Origin of the sequence: Phytoactinopolyspora mesophila, from assembly GCF_010122465.1 — a bacterium.
Classification (GTDB): domain Bacteria; phylum Actinomycetota; class Actinomycetes; order Jiangellales; family Jiangellaceae; genus Phytoactinopolyspora; species Phytoactinopolyspora mesophila.
Genome location: NZ_WLZY01000012.1, coordinates 53,353 through 71,752 on the forward strand (window position 1 = coordinate 53,353; position 18,400 = coordinate 71,752).

16 protein-coding genes and 1 pseudogene are annotated in these 18,400 nt (G+C 65.5%); 4 read left to right on the forward strand and 13 right to left on the reverse strand.

Annotated features, from left to right (window positions below):
• Positions 1–43: 43 nt before the first annotated feature.
• The 4 genes from F7O44_RS25705 to F7O44_RS25720 form a co-directional block, all read right to left on the reverse strand.
• Entirely contained in the window at positions 44–1,153 is a 1,110-nt protein-coding gene (locus F7O44_RS25705) for an ABC transporter permease (protein WP_162453181.1), read from the reverse strand.
• Entirely contained in the window at positions 1,153–2,064 is a 912-nt protein-coding gene (locus F7O44_RS25710) for an ABC transporter ATP-binding protein (protein WP_162453182.1), read from the reverse strand. The genes F7O44_RS25705 and F7O44_RS25710 overlap by 1 nt, the downstream gene beginning before the upstream one ends.
• Positions 2,065–2,281: 217 nt before the next feature.
• Positions 2,282–3,001: a response regulator gene (locus F7O44_RS25715; protein ID WP_162453183.1), complete on the reverse strand. Its 720-nt coding sequence runs from the start codon at positions 2,999–3,001 to the stop codon at positions 2,282–2,284.
• Positions 2,998–4,437, reverse strand: a complete 1,440-nt coding sequence (locus F7O44_RS25720) for a sensor histidine kinase (protein ID WP_162453184.1) — start codon at positions 4,435–4,437, stop codon at positions 2,998–3,000. The genes F7O44_RS25715 and F7O44_RS25720 overlap by 4 nt, the downstream gene beginning before the upstream one ends.
• A gap of 37 nt (positions 4,438–4,474) precedes the next feature.
• Here F7O44_RS25720 and F7O44_RS25725 point away from each other — a divergent pair, with 37 nt between their 5' ends.
• On the forward strand, positions 4,475–5,524 hold the full coding sequence (locus F7O44_RS25725) for a glutathione S-transferase family protein (protein WP_162453185.1): 1,050 nt from the start codon (positions 4,475–4,477) through the stop codon (positions 5,522–5,524).
• Here F7O44_RS25725 and F7O44_RS25730 read toward each other — a convergent pair.
• Positions 5,521–6,564, reverse strand: a complete 1,044-nt coding sequence (locus F7O44_RS25730; protein ID WP_162453186.1) for a hypothetical protein — start codon at positions 6,562–6,564, stop codon at positions 5,521–5,523. The genes F7O44_RS25725 and F7O44_RS25730 overlap by 4 nt on opposite strands.
• Positions 6,565–6,768: 204 nt before the next feature.
• Between F7O44_RS25730 and F7O44_RS25735 the strand changes: the two genes are divergently transcribed.
• The gene (locus tag F7O44_RS25735) at positions 6,769–7,218 is read left to right on the forward strand and encodes a hypothetical protein (protein WP_162453187.1); all 450 of its coding nucleotides are present in this window, start codon (positions 6,769–6,771) and stop codon (positions 7,216–7,218) included.
• Between the two features lie 66 nt (positions 7,219–7,284).
• Here F7O44_RS25735 and F7O44_RS25740 read toward each other — a convergent pair whose 3' ends face one another.
• Complete coding sequence (locus F7O44_RS25740; RefSeq protein ID WP_162453188.1) at positions 7,285–7,692, reverse strand: nitroreductase family deazaflavin-dependent oxidoreductase; 408 nt, start codon at positions 7,690–7,692, stop codon at positions 7,285–7,287.
• A 161-nt stretch (positions 7,693–7,853) separates the two neighbouring features.
• Positions 7,854–8,351, reverse strand: a complete 498-nt coding sequence (locus F7O44_RS25745; RefSeq protein WP_162453189.1) for an Lrp/AsnC family transcriptional regulator — start codon at positions 8,349–8,351, stop codon at positions 7,854–7,856.
• Between the two features lie 61 nt (positions 8,352–8,412).
• Between F7O44_RS25745 and F7O44_RS29790 the strand changes: the two genes are divergently transcribed.
• Positions 8,413–9,420, forward strand: a complete 1,008-nt coding sequence (locus F7O44_RS29790) for an EamA family transporter (protein WP_222851702.1) — start codon at positions 8,413–8,415, stop codon at positions 9,418–9,420.
• Here the strand turns inward: F7O44_RS29790 and F7O44_RS25750 are convergent.
• The 5 genes and pseudogenes from F7O44_RS25750 to F7O44_RS25770 all read right to left on the reverse strand — a co-directional run.
• Positions 9,400–10,152, reverse strand: a pseudogene (locus F7O44_RS25750) (anchored repeat-type ABC transporter permease subunit); the annotation flags it as partial. The gene F7O44_RS29790 and the pseudogene F7O44_RS25750 sit on opposite strands and share 21 nt — an antisense overlap.
• A gap of 2 nt (positions 10,153–10,154) precedes the next feature.
• Positions 10,155–10,898 carry an anchored repeat-type ABC transporter ATP-binding subunit gene (locus F7O44_RS25755; protein WP_162453191.1) on the reverse strand — a complete coding sequence of 248 codons (744 nt, stop codon included), beginning with the start codon at positions 10,896–10,898 and terminating at the stop codon, positions 10,155–10,157.
• On the reverse strand, positions 10,895–11,902 hold the full coding sequence (locus F7O44_RS25760) for a choice-of-anchor M domain-containing protein (protein ID WP_222851703.1): 1,008 nt from the start codon (positions 11,900–11,902) through the stop codon (positions 10,895–10,897). Before F7O44_RS25760 ends, F7O44_RS25755 begins: the two co-directional genes overlap by 4 nt.
• The gene (locus F7O44_RS25765; RefSeq protein ID WP_162453192.1) at positions 11,899–13,488 is read right to left on the reverse strand and encodes an anchored repeat ABC transporter, substrate-binding protein; all 1,590 of its coding nucleotides are present in this window, start codon (positions 13,486–13,488) and stop codon (positions 11,899–11,901) included. The genes F7O44_RS25760 and F7O44_RS25765 overlap by 4 nt, the downstream gene beginning before the upstream one ends.
• Before the next feature lie 28 nt (positions 13,489–13,516).
• On the reverse strand, positions 13,517–16,981 hold the full coding sequence (locus tag F7O44_RS25770) for a choice-of-anchor M domain-containing protein (protein WP_162453193.1): 3,465 nt from the start codon (positions 16,979–16,981) through the stop codon (positions 13,517–13,519).
• Positions 16,982–17,152: 171 nt separating this feature from the next.
• Here F7O44_RS25770 and F7O44_RS25775 point away from each other — a divergent pair, with 171 nt between their 5' ends.
• On the forward strand, positions 17,153–17,302 hold the full coding sequence (locus tag F7O44_RS25775; protein WP_162453194.1) for a hypothetical protein: 150 nt from the start codon (positions 17,153–17,155) through the stop codon (positions 17,300–17,302).
• Between the two features lie 37 nt (positions 17,303–17,339).
• Here F7O44_RS25775 and F7O44_RS25780 read toward each other — a convergent pair whose 3' ends face one another.
• Positions 17,340–18,314 (reverse strand): AraC family transcriptional regulator, encoded by a 975-nt coding sequence (locus tag F7O44_RS25780; RefSeq protein WP_162453195.1) that lies wholly within the window; start codon positions 18,312–18,314, stop codon positions 17,340–17,342.
• Positions 18,315–18,400: the final 86 nt, after the last annotated feature.

An 18,400-nucleotide genomic window follows, 5' to 3' on the forward strand; every position in this document is an offset into this window, starting at 1 on the left:
ACCGAGTCTGCTGGGCGAGGAGAGATTCCAATGCCGAACGCACTCACTCGGTGCGTGCCCAGGCTTTGCTCAGCCCGACCTTGCCGCCGGTCTGGAGCAAGGAGCCCGAGTAGAGGCGGCTCGCCACCAGCACACACGCCACCACCGCGACTGCCAGGAGCCCAAGGGCCACGAATGGCTCCCACGAGTCCGCGTCACCGGCGAACAGCCGGGCCGGCATCGCCACCGGAGCGGAAAACGGCAGGTACGACAGGATCGTCATCACCAGGTCGTTGCCACGGAAGAAGATCACTCCCATGTAGGGCACCATGACCAGCGTCATCACCAACGACGTGCTGGATCCCAGGTCTTCCTGCCGGCTGATCACCGCGCCGGCCACCGCCCACATCCCGGCCAAGAGCACGAACCCCAGGATGAAGAACGGCACGAACCAGCCGAGCGCACCGCCTATGACGTCGAGCAGGTCGTCTTGTTCACCGGCGCGAAGCGCCACGGGTGTGAGAACCGCCAGAACCGCCACCTGGCCGAAGACCAGCAGCGAATACCCGACGATCTTGCCGGCCAGCAGCGTCCGCACCGGGATGGTAGCGACCAGGATCTCGACGATGCGGGTCTGTTTCTCGGTGACGACGCTCTGCGCGATCGCCATACCGAAGCTCATCGCGAACATGAAGAAGATCAGCGCGAAGAGGAAGGTCACCAGGAACCGCACGCCTTCGCTGACGTCGGCCGGCTCCAGCAGATCCACCGGCGGCGACACGCTGAGGGTCAGAATGACGTCGTCGGGCGCGTCACTCAGCGCGATGATCCGCAATCCGACGGGGGAGTCGCCCGCTGGGTCCGGAATGATCGCGGCGTCGACGTCACCGGATCTCACCAGGTCCTCCGCGGCCTGTTGATCCGCCGCCTCCTGAACGTCCAGGTCGCCGGCGGCGGCGATTTGGGCGGCTTCGGCTCCGACAGCCGCGACGCTGGTGGAGCCGCCGTCGAAAAGCCTGGGAAGAAGCGACATCGCGAAGATACCGACTACCAAGACGGCAAAGGTGAGCCAGAAACCCTTCGATTGGATCTGAGTTCTGATCTCCCGTTCGGCCACCAGACGAGTGGAGCTGAGGAACGTCGAGCCCGCCTGGTTGTTCGTCTGCGAGTCCATCACACGACCTCCTGGAAGATCTCCGCCAGCGACGGCGTCACCGGCCCGAAGCTACGCACCGGCCCACGCCGCATCGCATGCTCCAGGACTGACTGGTCACGGCGGCCGGACTCGAGGCCAGCCGCCGACGGCGACTCCTCAGTCAGCTCGAAGACAACTCGAGGCCCGTCGAGCTCGACCATCTTGATACCCGCCATGTCCCGGACCCATCCGGCATCGTCGTCGACGACCAACTGGAACCGCCGGGTGCCGAACCGGTCCCGAAGGCTCTCCCGCCGCCCGCTCGCGGCGACCGTCCCGCCAGCGATGATCACCAGATCATCGCAGAGCCGTTCCACCAGTTCGAGCTGATGACTCGAGAACAGCACGGGTACACCCCGGGCGGCACGGTCCCGCAGGACCTCGACGACATTCTCCACCGCGATGGGATCCAACCCCGAGAACGGCTCATCGAGAATAAGCAGGTCAGGATCATGCACCAGCGCCGCCGCGATCTGGGCACGCTGCTGGTTTCCCAGGGACAGTTCCTGCACCGGGTCGTTCGCGCGTGTCTCCAAGCTGAGCTGCTCGAGCAGTTCAGCGGTATTCCGGCGAGCCGCCGACGGATCGAGCCCGTGCAGCCGACCGAGATAGGTGATCTGATCGGCGACCTTCATCTTCGGGTAAAGGCCCCGTTCCTCCGGCATGTAACCGAATCGCTGCCGCACACCTTGCGTGACGGGAGCGCCACCCCAGGTGACCGTGCCACCGTGGGGTGCCAGGATGCCGAGAATCACGCGCATCGTGGTTGTCTTGCCCGAACCGTTGGCGCCAACGAACCCGGTCATCCGGCCCGGGGCGACGTCGAACGAGACGTCGTCGAGGGCTCGGAGCTCGCCGAAGTTTCGGCTCACCGAGCGCACTTGCAACATGGCACGTCCTCCACCTGTGTGTTGCCCTCAAGGGCGGGGTAAATCCGGTCGATTGGTGATCACACTCGTTCCAACGCCCTGACCCGAACTCAGGGACACTAGAACACTAGATTTCGATCGCCACGCAGCGCGTCCGGCGCTCGGACCACCTGAGGTCCTCCGCGCGACGGATCTCCAGCCGCCGGGACCTGACTCGTCGCCGGGTTCAGGAACAGGCTCAGGGCCCCGAAGGCACGACGACCGCGTTCTCGTAGGCATAGACCACGGCATGGGTGCGATCACGCAGCCCGAGCTTCATCAGGATTCGGGATACGTGTGTTTTGACGGTCGTCTCCCCGAGATACAACTCAGCGGCGATCTCGGCATTGGTGGCTCCCCGAGCCAGCAAGACCAGAACCTCGAACTCGCGATCGGTCAGTTCGGGTGGCCGGCGCGGCTCCGTGGCGGGCGCTGGAGCGCTGAAACGCGCGATCACTCTCCTGGTCACCTCCGGCGAGAGCAGAGCATCCCCGCGAGCCACGATGCGCACCGACTCAACGAGATCGTCCGCGGACGCGTTCTTCAGCAAGAACCCGCTCGCGCCGGCTTGAAGCGCCTCGAAAAGATAGTCCTCGCGATCGAACGTGGTCAGGATGACGATCTTCACCGCGTCCTGAGGCCCATCCGTGGGCGGGCAGCCCGGGTCCACCGTGCGGAGGATGCGCCTGGTGGCTTCTAAGCCGTCGACGCCGGGCATCTGGACGTCCATCAGGACCACGTCCGGCTCCAGCTGCCGCGTGAGTTCTACGGCTTCGGAGCCGTCGCGCGCTTCGCCCACAACCTCTATCCCCGGTTCCACCCCGAGGATTGCCCGGAACCCAGTCCGAACCAGGTCCTGGTCATCCGCGATCAGGACACGTATCGACGTGGCGCCGCCGGTCATGGGGTCCTCGTTCATCGTGCCTCCGCCGGTGTTTGCGGCAGCTCACCGGCGCTGTGGTGGTTGTCGGCGTCGGGCGCCAACGGCATTCTCGCGCGGACCATGAACCCACCGCCCGCTCTCGGCCCTACTTCGAGCTCGCCACCGTGGACAGCGACCCGCTCGCGCATTCCGAGCAGGCCCAGCCCGCCTCCACTCTCCTCCGCGCGGCTCGGCGGACGGCCCCGGCCGTCATCGGCCACGTCGATTTCCAGTAGATACTCCAGAAACCGGACTCGCAGCGCGACATTGCTGGCGGCAGCGTGTTTCACGGTGTTCGTCAGCGCCTCTTGGACAATCCGGTAAGCAGACAACGCGAGCGCATCCGGCACCGTCCTGGGCTCCCCATAGACCGCATAGTCGACCTGCAGCCCGGCGCTTTGCGCCTCCGCCACCAGATGGGGCAACTGTTCAAGCCCAGGTGACGAGAGGTGTGAACCGGTGTCGTCGCCGGATTCGGCTCGGCCGTGCGGGTCGGTGCGCAACACGCCCAGCAAGCCTCGCAGCTCCGTCACCGCGGTCCGGGCTGTCCGTTCGACCGCGCCCAGCGCGTTGCTCGCCAGGTCATAATCTGAAGCAAGTACTCGCCGGGCCGCCGTGGCCTGCACCCCCATCACCGAAACGTGATGTGCGACCACGTCATGCAAGTCTCGCGCGATCCGCAGTCGTTCGGCGATCACCGCCTGCCGCGCGTTCTCCTCCTGAGACTGCCGGAGCTGTTCACCCTGAAGCTCCAGTTCGTAACGGCGGCGGGCGGACTCCCAGCCGGCGCTGCCGAAGAAGTACGCGGACAGGAAGAACAACAGGTTGAAACCGATGGAGTAGAGCGTGGCAGCCAGGACCGGATCCAGTGGCCCGGCCGCCGCTGGGAAAGCCCGGTCGGGTTCGGCTTGCAACGAGTCGACGAGCGAATACCCGAGCCAGCAGAACATCGCCACGATGACGCCGATCCGCACCCATCGAGCCCGCATCCGATCGCCGCCCCACGCACCGAGCGTGTAGATGGCGAAGAAGAGCGCTATCGACGGAATCAGGTTGTCGCCGTTCTCGCGGATCTGCGCCGCGACGAAGACAACTGCGACGATGAGCACAACGGCCGCCGGGAAGCGGCGCCGCACCACCAGCGGAACGGTCAGCCCGATCCCCCAGGCCAACTGCTCGGTCAGCGACGGCGCGCCATCGAAGATGAACGCACCCATGCTGTTGACGAGCAGCGTGGTGACGACAGCGCCGAGCACCACCGCCAACCCGATCCAGACGTCGTTGGCCTGCTGCTTGCGGGTCGGCCCCGGCCTGGACCACTGTTCCCAGTCGACGCCACGATGAAGGACGCCCGTACCGGCCGCTGTTTCGCTGCCGTCCAACGGACGTGGCGTCGTCCGGTGGACAGCGGTTGGTGAATCCGCCACGCTCATGAGTGTCAAGGTAATGCACGTAGAAGCGGGAGATTGCATGACTTCTCATGAGTCCGGCGACCAGACCAACACGTCGGAGGACGTTTCCCCGCGTGGTGAGTACACCCGTGACATGAGGTACATCACCACCCGCGTCACGGCGGATGGCCGCGATGGCTACCCGGTGGAAACGGACCGATACCGCTTGGTCGCGGCCCGCGCTTGCCCATGGGCCAACCGCGCCGTCATCGTGCGCCGGCTCCTGGGCCTCGAGCCGGTGCTGTCCCTGGGCTTGTGCGGGCCAGTACATGACGAACGTAGCTGGACCTTCGATCTCGACCCCGGCGGCGTCGACCCGGTCCTGCGGATACCCCGGCTGCAGGACGCCTACTTCGCCCGGTTCCCCGACTATTCGCGCGGCATCACCGTGCCGGCCGTCGTCGACGTGCCGAGCGGCCAAGTGGTGACCAACGACTTCCGACAGATCACTCTGGACTTCACCACCGAGTGGACCAGATACCACCGCGACGGCGCCCCGGACTTGTACCCGGAGAAACTGCGCGACGAAATCGACGAGATCAACGAACTCGTCTTCACCGACGTCAACAACGGGGTGTACCGGTGCGGGTTTGCCGGATCACAGGAGAGCTACGAGCGAGCCTACGACGCTCTGTTCGCCCGCCTCGACTGGCTGGAGACCCGGCTGACCGACCAGCGCTACCTGGTAGGCGGCACGATCACGGAGGCCGACATCAGGTTGTTCACCACCCTGGTGCGCTTCGATTCGGTGTACCACGGGCATTTCAAGTGCAACCGCAACAAGCTGACGGAGATGCCGGCGCTCTGGGCGTATGCGCGGGACCTGTTCCAGACCCCGGGATTCGGCGACACCATCGACTTCCCGCAGATCAAAGAGCACTACTATCGCGTGCACACCGGTATCAATCCGACCCAGATCGTTCCCAAGGGGCCGGAGCTGACGAACTGGCTGGAGCCTCACCACCGAGAGAATCTGGGCGAGCGTCCCTTCGGGGACGGCACTCCTCCAGGACCGCCGCCGCAGGACGAGCGAGTGCCGCCCGAGGGCAATGTGGGCAGCAGCTCCTAGAGCGGATTCAAACGCCGCTGGCCGTTCGCGGAGGCTCCGTTCAGCCGGTCGCGTAATGCCCTGATCTCTTCCTCGAGACTCTGCAGTGCGCGAAGGATCGTGGCGTCATTGTGCTGACTGGTGGCGAAGGACGGCGCAGTGGACCGCCGATACGCGCGCCTACCGGCCGGACGCGCTTGGTCCCGTACCGCACGCTCTTTGTCGGCCATGAGCTGGTTGACGACGAGTGCCTCGGCCGGCAGTGCCGCGCGGGCGGCTTGGTCTCGCTGCGACAGCCCGAGAACGTGCCCGAGCTGGCGCGCCGAGCTGTAGCCGATCCGATCCTTGCCCAGAGTGCGGTGGCGCCTGGGGTCTTCGGGATCGTCGAGGTTCAAGCTCGGCAGATACGTGCGGATGGTGCCGGGGTGTACGGCGTGCATTGGGCCCACCATCTCGTTGAATGCGTCCTCGACCACGCCTCCGACGAGGAACACCGTTCCGAGACCGACGAGTTCCTTGGTGACGTCGCGCACCCATATCTCGAACTCACGTGTATCGCGATGCTCCTGGCTGGCCACGTACACCGGCCCCCGTCGTAGATCGTCAGCCAGATAGTCCATGAGATCCGGCAGATGGCTCAGCGCCAGCCACTGCGGCTCCGCGGTGATCGGGGTTCGGCCATCGTGGCAGGACAATTCACCGATGAGCGAGCGGAGAAAGGCCGGCACCGACATGAACCTGGTGGGCCCAGTGGGATCCAGGTCGCTGTCGTTCGGTAGCTCGATCTCGGTCCACAACCAACCCGGTGTGTCTGGGTGCTCGACGGCCGTCACCGTCGTCCGGTGCATCTCGCGGGCACCCTGGGCGAACGGATGGTGCCGCCGCCACCGATACGTCCAACCGTGCTGATCCCGGTCCATCAGCACAGTGATCACGTCGTTGTCTCCGAGCACGTATCGGCCTGGCGTGTCCGCTGGCACATCGAGCTGCTTGCTTGCCACCCATCTGCTCATCTGGGCGATGACAGCCTCGATGAGCGACTGACCGGTATCAACACTCAAGAACGATCGATATCCGAGGGCCATGATCCGATCCCCTCAACAAGTTTCATCACCCGACATGTTGATTTCATATTAAGCGTCCCCAGTGAAGCGTCAAGCCCCAAATCGGGACCCTTGGCGCTCAGCCGGCCCTGAGCACCGACGACCCGAAATCCTCGCCCGAAAAGTCCTCGATCCGAGACGAGAAGCGGTATGTTTTCAGACGTGGAACTGGTTGCACTGGTCATCTCGATAGCTGCCCTCGCGCTCGCTGCTGCCGCGCTCCGGCAGGCCCGCCGGGCAGCGCGGCCGGGAGGTCAGGCCAACCACGCCCACGACTCCTCGCACGGTGTGCAACATGCCAATGAGGCCGCTCCGGCCGGCTCTGGCCGTGACCGGACCGCCGGCCGGGAACAGGTCGCCTTCACCCTCCGGCAACTGACGGACACGACGTACGAACTACGCAACCGAGGCACGGGCGCGGCCTACAGCGTGAAGTTCAGGGCGCACCGACTCGGCAAGAGTGCATCGTTCAAAGAGTTCCCCGCTGGACACGCCGAGGAATTCACCCTCACCCCCACCGACGATCCCGACCACAACATCATCGAGATCAAGTGGCATGTCCGCCCGGATCGCTCCGATGCCGAGCAGCACAAGTTGCTCAGGGTGACGTGACCGGCGCGTCACAACGGCCACGTCACCACCAGCCGGAGCACGTGCGGCCCCGGCGCCCGTGTTCCGTCAGCTGACGCGCTCAAGCGTCACAACCGGGATCACCCGGTCGGTTTTGGCCTCGTATTCCTTGAACCCCGGCATCAGTTCAGCCTGCGCGGCGAACAGCCGGTCACGCTCCGCCGGCCCGGCAATATTTGCCTTGGCTTCGAGCTTCTCGGTACCCACCTCCACCGTGACGACCGGATTGGCCACGATGTTGAAGTACCAGGCCGGATGCGAGTCAGCGCCGCCGTTGGAAGCGATGACGACGAACCGGTCGCCGTCACGGGTATACACCAGCGGAGACGTCCTGAGCAGGCCGGTCTTGGCGCCCGTCGTGGTGAGCAGCAGCATGGGCGCCCCCTCGAAGTCACCCCCGACCTTTCCGCCGTTCGCCCGGAACTCTTCGATGATCTTGTCGTTGAAACCGCTCATGCGTGGCCTGCTTTCCATTCACGTCGACTCGGTGACGGCACCGCTTTCACCCGAGATCAACTCAGGGCAACGCGTGCGCATTCCCAGAAACGGAAGGAATTCCGATTAGCTCTCGACGAGAACGCGCGCGAGCACGCCGCACCCATCAACCTGGTGATCAATCACCACGTGGACGGCCTCGGCGCCCTTGGCCGGACAGGTGTTGACACGACGAAAGAGCTGGTGGTCTGCCCGTAGAGGAGAAACTGGTCGAGGATCTGCTCGAGCGCCTCGATCTCCGGCACATGGATCTTCAGCAAGAAGCAGTCCTCTCCGCTGATCCGATGGCACTCGCTGACTTCGGGCAACCTCTCCGCCACCTCAGCGATCTTGGCCAGCTGACCTGGACCAGGCTTGATGCGCACCCATGCGGATACCGGCAGGCCAATGGCCGCTGGGTCGACGTCCAGACGATACCCGCGGATCACGCCACCCTCCTCCAGTCGCGCGACACGCTCACGAACGGCCGGGGCCGACATGCCAATCCGCCGGGCCAGTTCCGAGACGGTGATCCGCGGTTCCGCCGAAAGCGCATCCAAGATGCGGCGGTTCGGCTCGTCAAGCAATGACCTTCCGTTCTGAAAGCCGTTCGGGGGCCGCGCTGACCGTTTCGAAGCCATGGCACTCCACTCACACTCTGCATGAGATGTACATTAGGGACGCCACATTCAAGTATTGAGTATGACGGAAACCGACGCCCTGCGCACGCCGGGAGAAGCTGGCAAGCGCTTGACGGCGCGAATCCCTCCCCATGCCTATTTCGTGGTCAGCGCCATATTCCACTACCTCGGCCCGGCGTTCGCCGTGCTCCTGTTCGCCCGTGTAGACGTCCTGGGTGTCGCCTGGCTGCGGATCGCCGCCGCCGCGCTGATCTTCGCGATGTGGAGGCGGCCCTGGCGAATCTGGGCCGGACTCTCCCATGGCGTACGCATGCTGCTGATGGCCTGGGGAGCGGTTCTCGCCGTTATGAACAGCTGCTTCTACCTCGCCCTCGACCGGCTGCCACTGGGGACGGTGGCCGCCATCGAGTTCCTCCCCGTCATCGTGCTGGCGGCCGTCGCCGCCCGCACTCCCCGTAACGCGGTCGCGCTCCTCGCCGCTGTCGCCGGGGTCTACCTCCTGACCGATGTTCGGCTGGTGGCAGAGCCCATCGGCATAGCATTCGCCTTCGCCAATGCTGTGCTATTCACCCTTTACATCGTCCTCGCGCACCGGGTGGCGCGGAATTCCGCGGTCAAGGGCATCGACGGCCTGGCCGTCGCCATGCTCGTCGCGGCCGTGGTCGCCATGCCGGTTGGCATTCCGAGCGCCGCGCCGGTATTCGCCGACCCGATCGCGCTGGCCGCCGGCGTAGGTGTCGGCATCACCTCATCGGTCATCCCTTACCTCTGTGACCAGCTCGCCATGGCCCGGCTCGCGCGTGCCACGTACGCGCTGCTGGTCTCGATCCTGCCCGCCACCGCCACTTTGATCGGCATCGTCGTGCTCACTCAGATCCCGACCTTCGCGGAGGCGTTCGGCGTCGGCCTGGTAATCGTCGGCGTCGCGATTCACCGAGAGCACCTTCCGCACTCGCGCCGACGATCGAGCGACGGCGCCGTGGCGCGGCGCGAACGTCCAAGCCAGCAGGAAGACGGCGGTCAAAACCAGCACGATGGTGCCACCGACGGGGAGATCGTAGCTCCATGACAGATACAGACCGACGATCGCCGACGATCCGCCGATCACCGGCGCCAATAGCATCATCACGGCAAGACGATCGGTGAGCAGGCGGGCGGTCGCGGCCGGGGTGAGGAGAAGTGCCAGGACGAGGATGTTGCCGATGGTTTGCACCGCGATCACGATGGCCACCGTGACCATCACATACAGGGCGATGTCCAGCCAGAACACCTTCAGCCCCATCGACCGCGCCATCTCCCGGTCCAAACTGACCGCGACGAACTCCTTGTGCAGCAGGAACACGATGGCGAGTACCGACACTCCGGTGATGCCGACCAGATACAGGTCTTCGTCGGGAATGCCAGTAATGGACCCGAACAGGAACTGCTGCAGCGACCCGGCATAACCCGGCGCCTGGGAGATGATGACGATCCCCACGGCGAACGCGGCAACGTGCAGGACCCCGATGATGGAGTCCTCTTTGATCCGGCGGTTCTGGGAGAAGATCACCATCAGCAACGCGGTCACGACACCGGCGACGGCACCGCCCAGCACAAGGCTGCCCTGCAGGACGAATGCGACGGCCAAGCCGGGAAAGACCGCGTGGGCGACGGCGTGACCGATGAACGCCATTCCCCGCAGCACCACGTAACAGCCGACCACGCCGCAGACGATGCTCGACATCACCGCGATCAGCATGGCCTTCGGCAGAAAGGCGAGATCCGGATTGAACAGGTCGGTCAGGAACTCGGGGATCGACATGCTCAGGCCACCTTCAGGATCTTCATCAGCGGGCTGTTCTCTCCGACGCCGAAGGTGCGCTTCCACACGTCGTGATCTTCCAGCTCGCCCGGCGAGGCGTCGGCGATAATCGTCCCGTTGAGCAGGGCGAGCCGCGTGCATGACTCGAGCGCCAAGACGAGGTCGTGGGTGGTCATCAGCACGGCTTTGTCCTCGCATGAGAGCTGGTAAAACAGGTCGTTCAGCAGCTCCTGGGTGGGCATGTCGAGTCCGGTGAAAGGCTCGTCCAGTAGCAAGATGCTCGGCTGGAGTGCCAGTGCCCGGGCCACGAGCACTCGTTGTCGTTGCCCACCGGACAGCTCACCTACCGGGCGGGTGCGCAAATCGGCGATCTGGACCCGTTCCATCGCCTCTGTCGCGGCGCGCCAGTCGGCCACGCCCGGCCGCCGGAACAGACCGATCCGGCCGGCCCGGCCGCTCATCACGGTGTTCTCCACCGAGATCGGAAAGTCCCAGGCGAATTCGTGCCGCTGCGGCACATAGCCGAGGCGCGAACGTCCTGGTTTCGCGGTCCGTCCTTCGACGAGCACCTGGCCGGACGCAGCGCGGATCAGCGCAAGGATGGACCGCAGCAGTGTCGTCTTGCCAGCACCGTTCGGACCGATCAGGCCGACGAACTCGCCGACGTCGACGCGCAGCTCGATATCCCGCAGAACCGGGCGGCCGCCGAGATCCACGCTCAGGTTCTCGACCTCAAGAACACTCACCGGGCGCGCTCCGAACTCGCCTCGGCAGCGGACAACTCAGCCGCTCGCGCCTTCGCACGCCGGCCCCGGAACACGACCACTGCCAAGGCGATGAGCAGGGCCACCCCGCCGGCAACGGCGATCAACAGACCGGTCGCCACACCGCCGCCGGTGTCCTCGGCATCACCGCTGGCTTCGCCGTCTCCGGACTCTGCCCCTGGATCGTCCAGCGCGGCGTCCTGCGTCAGCACGTACTCGGCATTGAGCGCTTCATCGGTGCTGGTCTCATTGCCGACCGCGAGCCGCATCACCTCTACCGCCGATTCGGTCTCGCCGGTCACGAGATCGGCGGTGGCCTCCACCTCCACGAGGTAGACCCCTGGCTCGGAGAACACCCAGTTCGCATGGGTATGGGTGTTGTTCTCGACCCACACGTCCTGCGGGTATTCTTCGCGACTGTCCCAAAGCGGCTCGGGGTCACCGAGATCGCCGCTCTGCAGGAACATGACCATCTCCCCGGGGCCTTCAACCCTCCGCAGCCGCAGGGTGACGCCTCGGTCGACGGTCTCCATCACGGCGGGATCCTGTGTGTTCCAGCCCAGCCACACCACCCCGGGCTGTTGTGCCTGCGGCACCACGTGCACCTCTGTGCCCGGCTCCGCGGGCAGGAACGCATAGGCGTCGTTGTCCGGGACGGCCAGGCGGGCGGCGTCGCTCACCTGGAACACCGTGTCCTCCATCCAGCGCCAGACCGGTGGCTCAGCGGTGTCGTCGTGGATGAGGAACGTCCACTCGTCGTCGACATACCGTGGCCCCATGTCGACATGGCCGTCGTCCAACACCGCCGTCTCAGTGGATACCTCTTGATCACTGTCGATCTCTTGCTCAAGATCCGGATCGTCAGCGGCCGACGACGCCGGTCCGGTCACTACCAGGAGAGCGGCCGCCGCCATCGACGCCATCGCCGCCCGTGCCCACGCTGCGTTGCCTCCGGTGATGTTGGTTGTTGCGCGTTGATCGATCATTCGTCTCTCTCAGCTGGCTCGGACAGACACTGGTTCAGCGATTCAGCGTTGAACCGCATCATCTCGACGTAATTGGTCACGACGTCGTCGAAGGAATCGCCGTATAGCGTGCACACCGCGACACTTTCGGCATCCGCAACCTCGGTGAGCGTCGAGGCTCGTGCCACCAGATTGGGCTCGAGGAAGACCGCGGGGATCTCCAGATTGCGGATCGTCTCGGTCAGCCGGCGGCGATCTGCCAGGCTCGGCTCGGTGGACGGATTCGGGGTGACGACGCCCGAGATCTGCACCTCGTAAGCCGCACCGAGGTAACCGAAAGCGTCATGGGTGGTGATCAGGTGCCGCCGGGCTTCCGGGATCTCCGCGATGGTGTCCCGCACGTAGTCGTCTAGCTCCTCGAGCTCTTCGATGTACTCGTTTGCGTTCGCGCGGTACTCGCGAGCACCCTGCGGATCCACGTCGATCAGCGTGTCGCGCATCAGTTGCACATACGAGATCACGTTGCGCACGTTCTGCCAGAGGTGCGGATCGATCTCGCCATGGACATGTTTGCCCAGCACCGCCTGTGGGAGCTGAAAAACCTGCTCACCGGGGCGGCCGAGGAATCGAAACTCGGACTCCGCTGGGATGTCGTGCAATGCCCGGTTGGGCACTTCGATCACGGTCTCAGCGGGGTCATACACCTCCTGGTTCACGTCACCACCGCCGTGCGGATCGGCGAACAAGTACAGCTCGCCCTCGTCGATGTCGACTGTGACATCGGCGTGGCCCGAACTCAGTATGGTCGCGCCTTCCATATCCGGCACCGAGTGCGGGTCCACTCCGACAGCGAAGGTGAAGGTCTGCTCACCGAACGAGACCGGGCGCGATTCCGGTGTCACGGCAAGGCTGGCCCGCATTGTGAGCTGGTAAATACCAGGCTCGGTGAAGGCCCAGCTCATGTGCGTATGCGCGTCGGGAGGCAGGATGGCGGTGTCATCGCGGTAGCCGTTGGACGGGTCGAAACCGTCACTGGAATCCACGTAGACGGTGGGGTTGCCGAACGCCTCCGTCAGGTATGTCATCAGATCCCCGGGACCCTCGACGTCAATGCCCGCGAGATACACCTCGGATGCCCGGGTGGCGCCGTACTCCTGGCCCGTTCCACGGACTCGCATCCCGAGCCAGATGGTGTCCAGGGAGATGTTCTCCACCAGCGGGATGACCTCAGCGGCGTACTTCACCGCGCCTTCAGCCAGGGAGACGTTCGGTGCATCGCCGGCTAGATTCGCGTCCAGCGCCTTGATGATGCTCTGCTCTTCCAAGAGCATGTAGTTGCTGAAAGCGAGGTCGGCGTACACCACATTGCGGATGTCTCGCAGGCTCGGCTCGTAGGTGTGCGGGTCGGCGCCGTCCGGTACCAGCGACTCGACGTTCACCCGATCGCCCCCGACGTTACGGGCCAGGTCAGCGAGAATCCCCGTGGTAGTGATGACCTGGACCCGCTCGTCGTGAGTACTCAACACCTCCGCCCCGCACCCGGCGACCACGAGCGCCGCCGTGACGCCCGCGATGAGGCCCTGACAGGCCGACCAGGCGCGTGTCACGCCGGCGCTCCTTTCTGCCACGCGTTGATCACCCGGACAGCAGTGTGACGCCGCGGCGACGGTACGCGTACAGAGCCGCCGAACCGGCTACGAGCATCAGGCCACCGAACAGGACCAACCCGCTGACGCCGTCGGTGCCCGTTCGCGCCAGCACGCAGTCTTCACCTCTCCCCGCCTGTGCTACCGGAGCACCGGCTGTAGTTGGGCTCGGGCTGGACTCGGAAGCCGGAGCAGACGTCGGGCCTGGCGTAGACGCCGGGCTTGGCGTCGACGCCGGGCCCGGAGTGGACGCCGACACCGGAGCGGACCGCGACACCGGAGCGGACCGCGAGACCGGAGCGGACCGCGAGACCGAGACCAGCGCTGTACTGGCGGCAGGCATGGAGATTCGCCCATCCTGCGGCTGGTGCGCGGCTGGAACGGCGGCCGAGGGCAGGTACGCCGGGCGCAAAGTCGTCGAGTTCACGCTGGGCGCGGAGTCGGCCAGCGACACCTGGTTCGCTCCCGACATGGCACCGACGACGAAGGAGTACTCGACCGCTCCGGTCGACACACTCGTGCCATCCGCCAGCGTGCCGCTGACCTCGAATGTCACCGTGTAGCTTCCCTCGGCGGAGAAAGCCCAGTTCGCGTGGACATGCTGGCCGACTCCCTGACGGCGGGCGTCCAGCGAGTCCTCCGAGCTGAAGATCCGGTTCACGTCACCGAACCCCGCCGTCTGGAACACCTCCAGCGTTCCCGGTCCGTCGACGTCGACCATCCGCATGTTCACGGCGTCGCCTTGGAAGTCGCCCGAGCTCAGTTCCTCCGTTGACCACCCGGCCCAGACGATCTCCAGGTTCTGCGTCTCCGGGATCAGCCAGATGGCGTCCCCGGCATCGCCGAGGAACGCATAAGCGTCGCCGTCCGGGATTGTGCTCTGCGCTTCCGGCTTCACCTGCACCAGGACGTCGGCGGGGTCGTAGAAGGTGTGATCGACCGACGAGCCGACCTTCGCCTCCAACGACAGGGTCGATCCGCTCAGCCGCGGGGAGATCAGGTCGACGTGCTCGTTGGTGAGCACCACCGGGTCACCCGAGGGGCGCTCGTCGGAGTCGTCGTCTTCGTCGCCGCCACCGGTCTCCCCACCGGTTCCCTCACCGTTTTCTTCGCCGTTCTCGTCGTCAGCGCCGGCTCCCGGCGTGGAACTCGCAGGCGGTGCGCCATCGGCCGACTGCGAACCGGATGGGACCGTGCCTGGAGGGCAGATCCCGGTGGTTGGTTTGGTCGTGGGTTTGGGTCCGGAGCCATTTTCGCCCCCGGACGCGTCACCCCCCGCGGCGCCTCCAGTGTCCGCACCGTCGGCATCTCCGCTCGTGTCTCCGCCGTTCTCGTCGGTGCCGTCGTCACCACCGGCGTCCGTGCCGTCGTCACCACCGGCGTCCGTGCCGTCGTCACCACCGGTATCCGTGCCGTCGTCACCACCGGTATCCGTGCCGTCGTCACCTCCCGACACATCGCCGCCGTTCTCATCCGCGCCGTTGTCGTCACCACCGTTTTCGTCACCGGGGTCGTCGGGGTCGCAGTCGATGTCACCCACAACGAAGGCGAAGTCCACGTGCCCAGTGGAGACGTCGCCACCATCGGCGAGCGTGCCCGCCACCTCGAACGTCATGGTGTATTCGCCAAGCGCGGTGAACGCCCAGTTGGCATGTACGTGCTGGCCGACCCGCTGGCTCAGCGGGTCGAGCGCATCTACCGAGCTGAAGATCCGCCTCGGGGCCTCACCCAGGCCGGCGGTCTGGAAAACTTCGACCTCGCCTGGGCCATCGACATCATGCAAGATCATCTCGACGGCGTTTCCGTCGAACGCGCCGGAGGGCAGTTCTTCGGTAGACCAACCTGCCCATACGACGTCAGGATCCTGGGTCTGCGGGATCACCCACAACGGGTCGCCGGCCTCGCCCAGGAAGGCGTAGTTGTCGCCTCCTGGAGCACTAGCGGCCGCCTCCGGATCCTTGACCTGCACCAGCAGATCCTCCGGCTGGTAGAAGGTGTGGTCTGCCGACGAGCCGACCTTGGCCCACAGCTCAAGCTCGGTACCGTCGAGGATCGGCGTCAGCAGGTCGGTGTGTTCGTTGGTCAGGACGGTCCGGGGATCCTCACATTCACCCGGCGGGTCGTCGTCGGGCGGGCCCTCGTTCCCCGGTGGGTCGTCCTGATCGTCGACGACGATGGTGACCGGCTGGGAGGTGGCCACGACCTCGTGGTCATGACCGTACAGCTCCACGTAGTACTGAGCGCCGTCCAGTTGCGGACTCGCCACGGTCTCGAAAGAAGCACCGGCGCCCACCTCGACGAACTGCTCCTCGCCGGCCACCCGGCCGAACCAGTGATAGTCGTCCAATTCGGTTGGTGGATCTTGCACGGCGCTCAGCTCGATCGTGTCACCCGGCCGGTATTCGCCCGCGAGCCCGGCGATCGTCAGGGTTGTCTCGATCGGTTCGTGTGACTCCTCGACGACGAGAACGTGCGGATTGGACTCCGACCCGGTGTAGAACTGGGGCTCTTGCGGCGTGTAGGCCGCCGTGATCTCGTACTCGCCGGCGTCATCGAACGACACGGGCAGGCCTGCCTCGCCGTCGATGATCGCGCTCCAGCCAAGGGCTTCGCCACCGCTGTGGAACTCCACGTAGCCGCCGGGAGCCGGGGGTGCGTCAACGCCGGTGTCGGTGCTCACCAAGGCAGTCAGCGAGAACTCCTCACCTGGCGACACCGACGACGGTGCGTCCAGTGCCGTAACCGATGCCGCCGGCTCCGGCAGCTCTCCAGGCGCACCTCCGACTGTCCACGTGAAATCGACCGGGTCGGATGCGACATGCTCACCACCGATGGTGGCCGACACCACGAACGTGAGGGTGTAAACACCGGGCTCGGTGAACGCCCAGTTCGCATGCACATGGGCGTTGACGGTCTGCGACAGCGTCTTGTATTCCTCGTCGGAGCTGAATATCCGTCTGATGTCTCCGAAGCCGACGGTCTGCCATACCTCGACGTCACCCGGACCGTGCACATCGGCCAGCGTGATGTCGACCTTGTTATCGTCCACCATGCCGGAGGCGAGTTCTTCAGTGCTCCAGCCGGCCCAGATCACGTCGTGGTTCTGCGTCTGAGGCACGACCCACGCGCGATCGGTACCGATGAACTCGACGAATCGGTCCGGTAACCCTTCGACGTAACCGAGATCGGACAGCTGGAAGATCAACTCTTCCGGCTCGACGAACTCAACGGGTGGGCTGATCTTCGAGTTGACGGTCAGCTGTGTTCCGTCCAAGCCGACGTTGATCGCGTCGACGTGCTCGTTGGCCAGTACTCGCCGCTCGTTGGCGTCCGGGGGCGGACCGATATCGGCATTGGCGGTCAAAGGCGCGGACACCGGCGCAATAACCAACGCACTCAAGAGTGCCGCTGCGCCCGCCCCTCCCGTCACCGCGCGGATGGTGTGACGCTGCATCAGCCTGATGGCTCCTAACCAGATTCTCGGGGTGGTCATGCCCGGGCGGTGCCGTACCGGCCCAAGAGAGCGGTATCGGAACATGCTGACTATAAGGAATGATTCTCAATATAACTAGGTGGGGTGCGTCACACCGGCCGCAGGCAGACGTCCCGGATCGGAAAACCAGGGATGTGCGATACGCCGGCGCCACCGGCCGGCCGTTTTCGCGCCGCTGACACCGGCTACGTACTGGACATGGGCACGCTGGCCCATTCCGGCCCGGCGGCACAGCTGCTGAAAGATCCGCGGGCCGTCCAGGCGTATCTCGGCATGAACTGAAGGCCCGTGCGCTAGTTACCGGATGCCATGTACGCCGTCAGGTATTGACGGCTGACGGTCGCTGACCTGCGACCGGCGCCGAGTCGCGGCTTTGGCGCCGGAACTTGCCCGGCGCGACACCGTGCTGCCGCTTGAAGGCATTGGCGAACGCGAACTCCGAGGCATATCCGACGCGGGTGGCGACCTGACCGAGCGATGCCCCGGACTCGCGCAGCAACTCCGCCGCGATAGTCAGTCTCCACCAGGTCAGATACGTCATTGGCGGCTGTCCGGTCAAGGTTGCGAACCGGCGCGAGAAGGCAGCCCGGGAGAGCCGCGCCTCGTCGGCGAGGGTCTGGACGGTCCACGGCTGCGCGGGCTCCCGGTGGATCGCATTCAAGGCGGCACTCACGGCCGGATCTGCCAGCGCATCGGCCCAGCCGGACCCGGCCTGGCGCGCCGGCCGCTCCTCGAACCAGGCTCGCAGGAGGTAGAGCAGCAACATATCCAGCGCGACCGGCATGATTGCATCCGCGCCGAGCCGCGAGCCGGCGATCTCGGCACCCAGGATGTCCACGGCCGCCCGCAGTTCAGGATGACGCCCTACCCGCGCGGGCACGTGGATGGTCGCCGGCAGGTCGCGCAGCAACGGGTGGGTCCGCTGCGGGTCGAGACGGTAGCCACCGCAAAGCGTGACCGTGGACACCCCGCCGAGGGCGTCACCAAACGAGGCCGAGGCGGACAGATCTGCGTCGGCGAGGAGCTCGCCGGGCGGATCAGCCAGTTGACTGCTCGGCGTGTCAGCCATGGCGTAGCCGTCGCCACGCGGGGAGAACAGGACGTCACCCGGGCCGAGCGGAACGGGCTCGTCGTAGGTCTGGATGAGCCAGCAGGAACCCTGCAAAACGACCATGAACCCCGCCGTGCCTGGATCCGCGGGGAAGCGCATGCCCCACGGTGAGTGCCACTCGACGCGCACGGCTTCAGGACGCCCCGTCCGTACGGCGGAGATCACGTCACTCAAGATATCCATGGCCTTGAGTCTACATTTCTCCCCCGACCGAGACGATGGCGTATCTATTCGCGGGCCTCACGCATTGCTCGTCCACCATGTGCGCT

Coding starts and splice junctions, on each gene's coding strand:
- F7O44_RS25715 (WP_162453183.1), bottom strand. CDS start 3,001: ATGAACGAGGACCCCATGACCGGCGGCGCCACGTCGATACGTGTCCTG.
- F7O44_RS25725 (WP_162453185.1), top strand. CDS start 4,475: ATGACTTCTCATGAGTCCGGCGACCAGACCAACACGTCGGAGGACGTT.
- F7O44_RS25710 (WP_162453182.1), bottom strand. CDS start 2,064: ATGTTGCAAGTGCGCTCGGTGAGCCGAAACTTCGGCGAGCTCCGAGCC.
- F7O44_RS25740 (WP_162453188.1), bottom strand. CDS start 7,692: ATGAGCGGTTTCAACGACAAGATCATCGAAGAGTTCCGGGCGAACGGC.
- F7O44_RS25780 (WP_162453195.1), bottom strand. CDS start 18,314: ATGGATATCTTGAGTGACGTGATCTCCGCCGTACGGACGGGGCGTCCT.
- F7O44_RS29790 (WP_222851702.1), top strand. CDS start 8,413: ATGACGGAAACCGACGCCCTGCGCACGCCGGGAGAAGCTGGCAAGCGC.
- F7O44_RS25770 (WP_162453193.1), bottom strand. CDS start 16,981: ATGCAGCGTCACACCATCCGCGCGGTGACGGGAGGGGCGGGCGCAGCG.
- F7O44_RS25760 (WP_222851703.1), bottom strand. CDS start 11,902: ATGATCGATCAACGCGCAACAACCAACATCACCGGAGGCAACGCAGCG.
- F7O44_RS25745 (WP_162453189.1), bottom strand. CDS start 8,351: ATGGCTTCGAAACGGTCAGCGCGGCCCCCGAACGGCTTTCAGAACGGA.
- F7O44_RS25720 (WP_162453184.1), bottom strand. CDS start 4,437: ATGAGCGTGGCGGATTCACCAACCGCTGTCCACCGGACGACGCCACGT.
- F7O44_RS25775 (WP_162453194.1), top strand. CDS start 17,153: ATGTGCGATACGCCGGCGCCACCGGCCGGCCGTTTTCGCGCCGCTGAC.
- F7O44_RS25705 (WP_162453181.1), bottom strand. CDS start 1,153: ATGGACTCGCAGACGAACAACCAGGCGGGCTCGACGTTCCTCAGCTCC.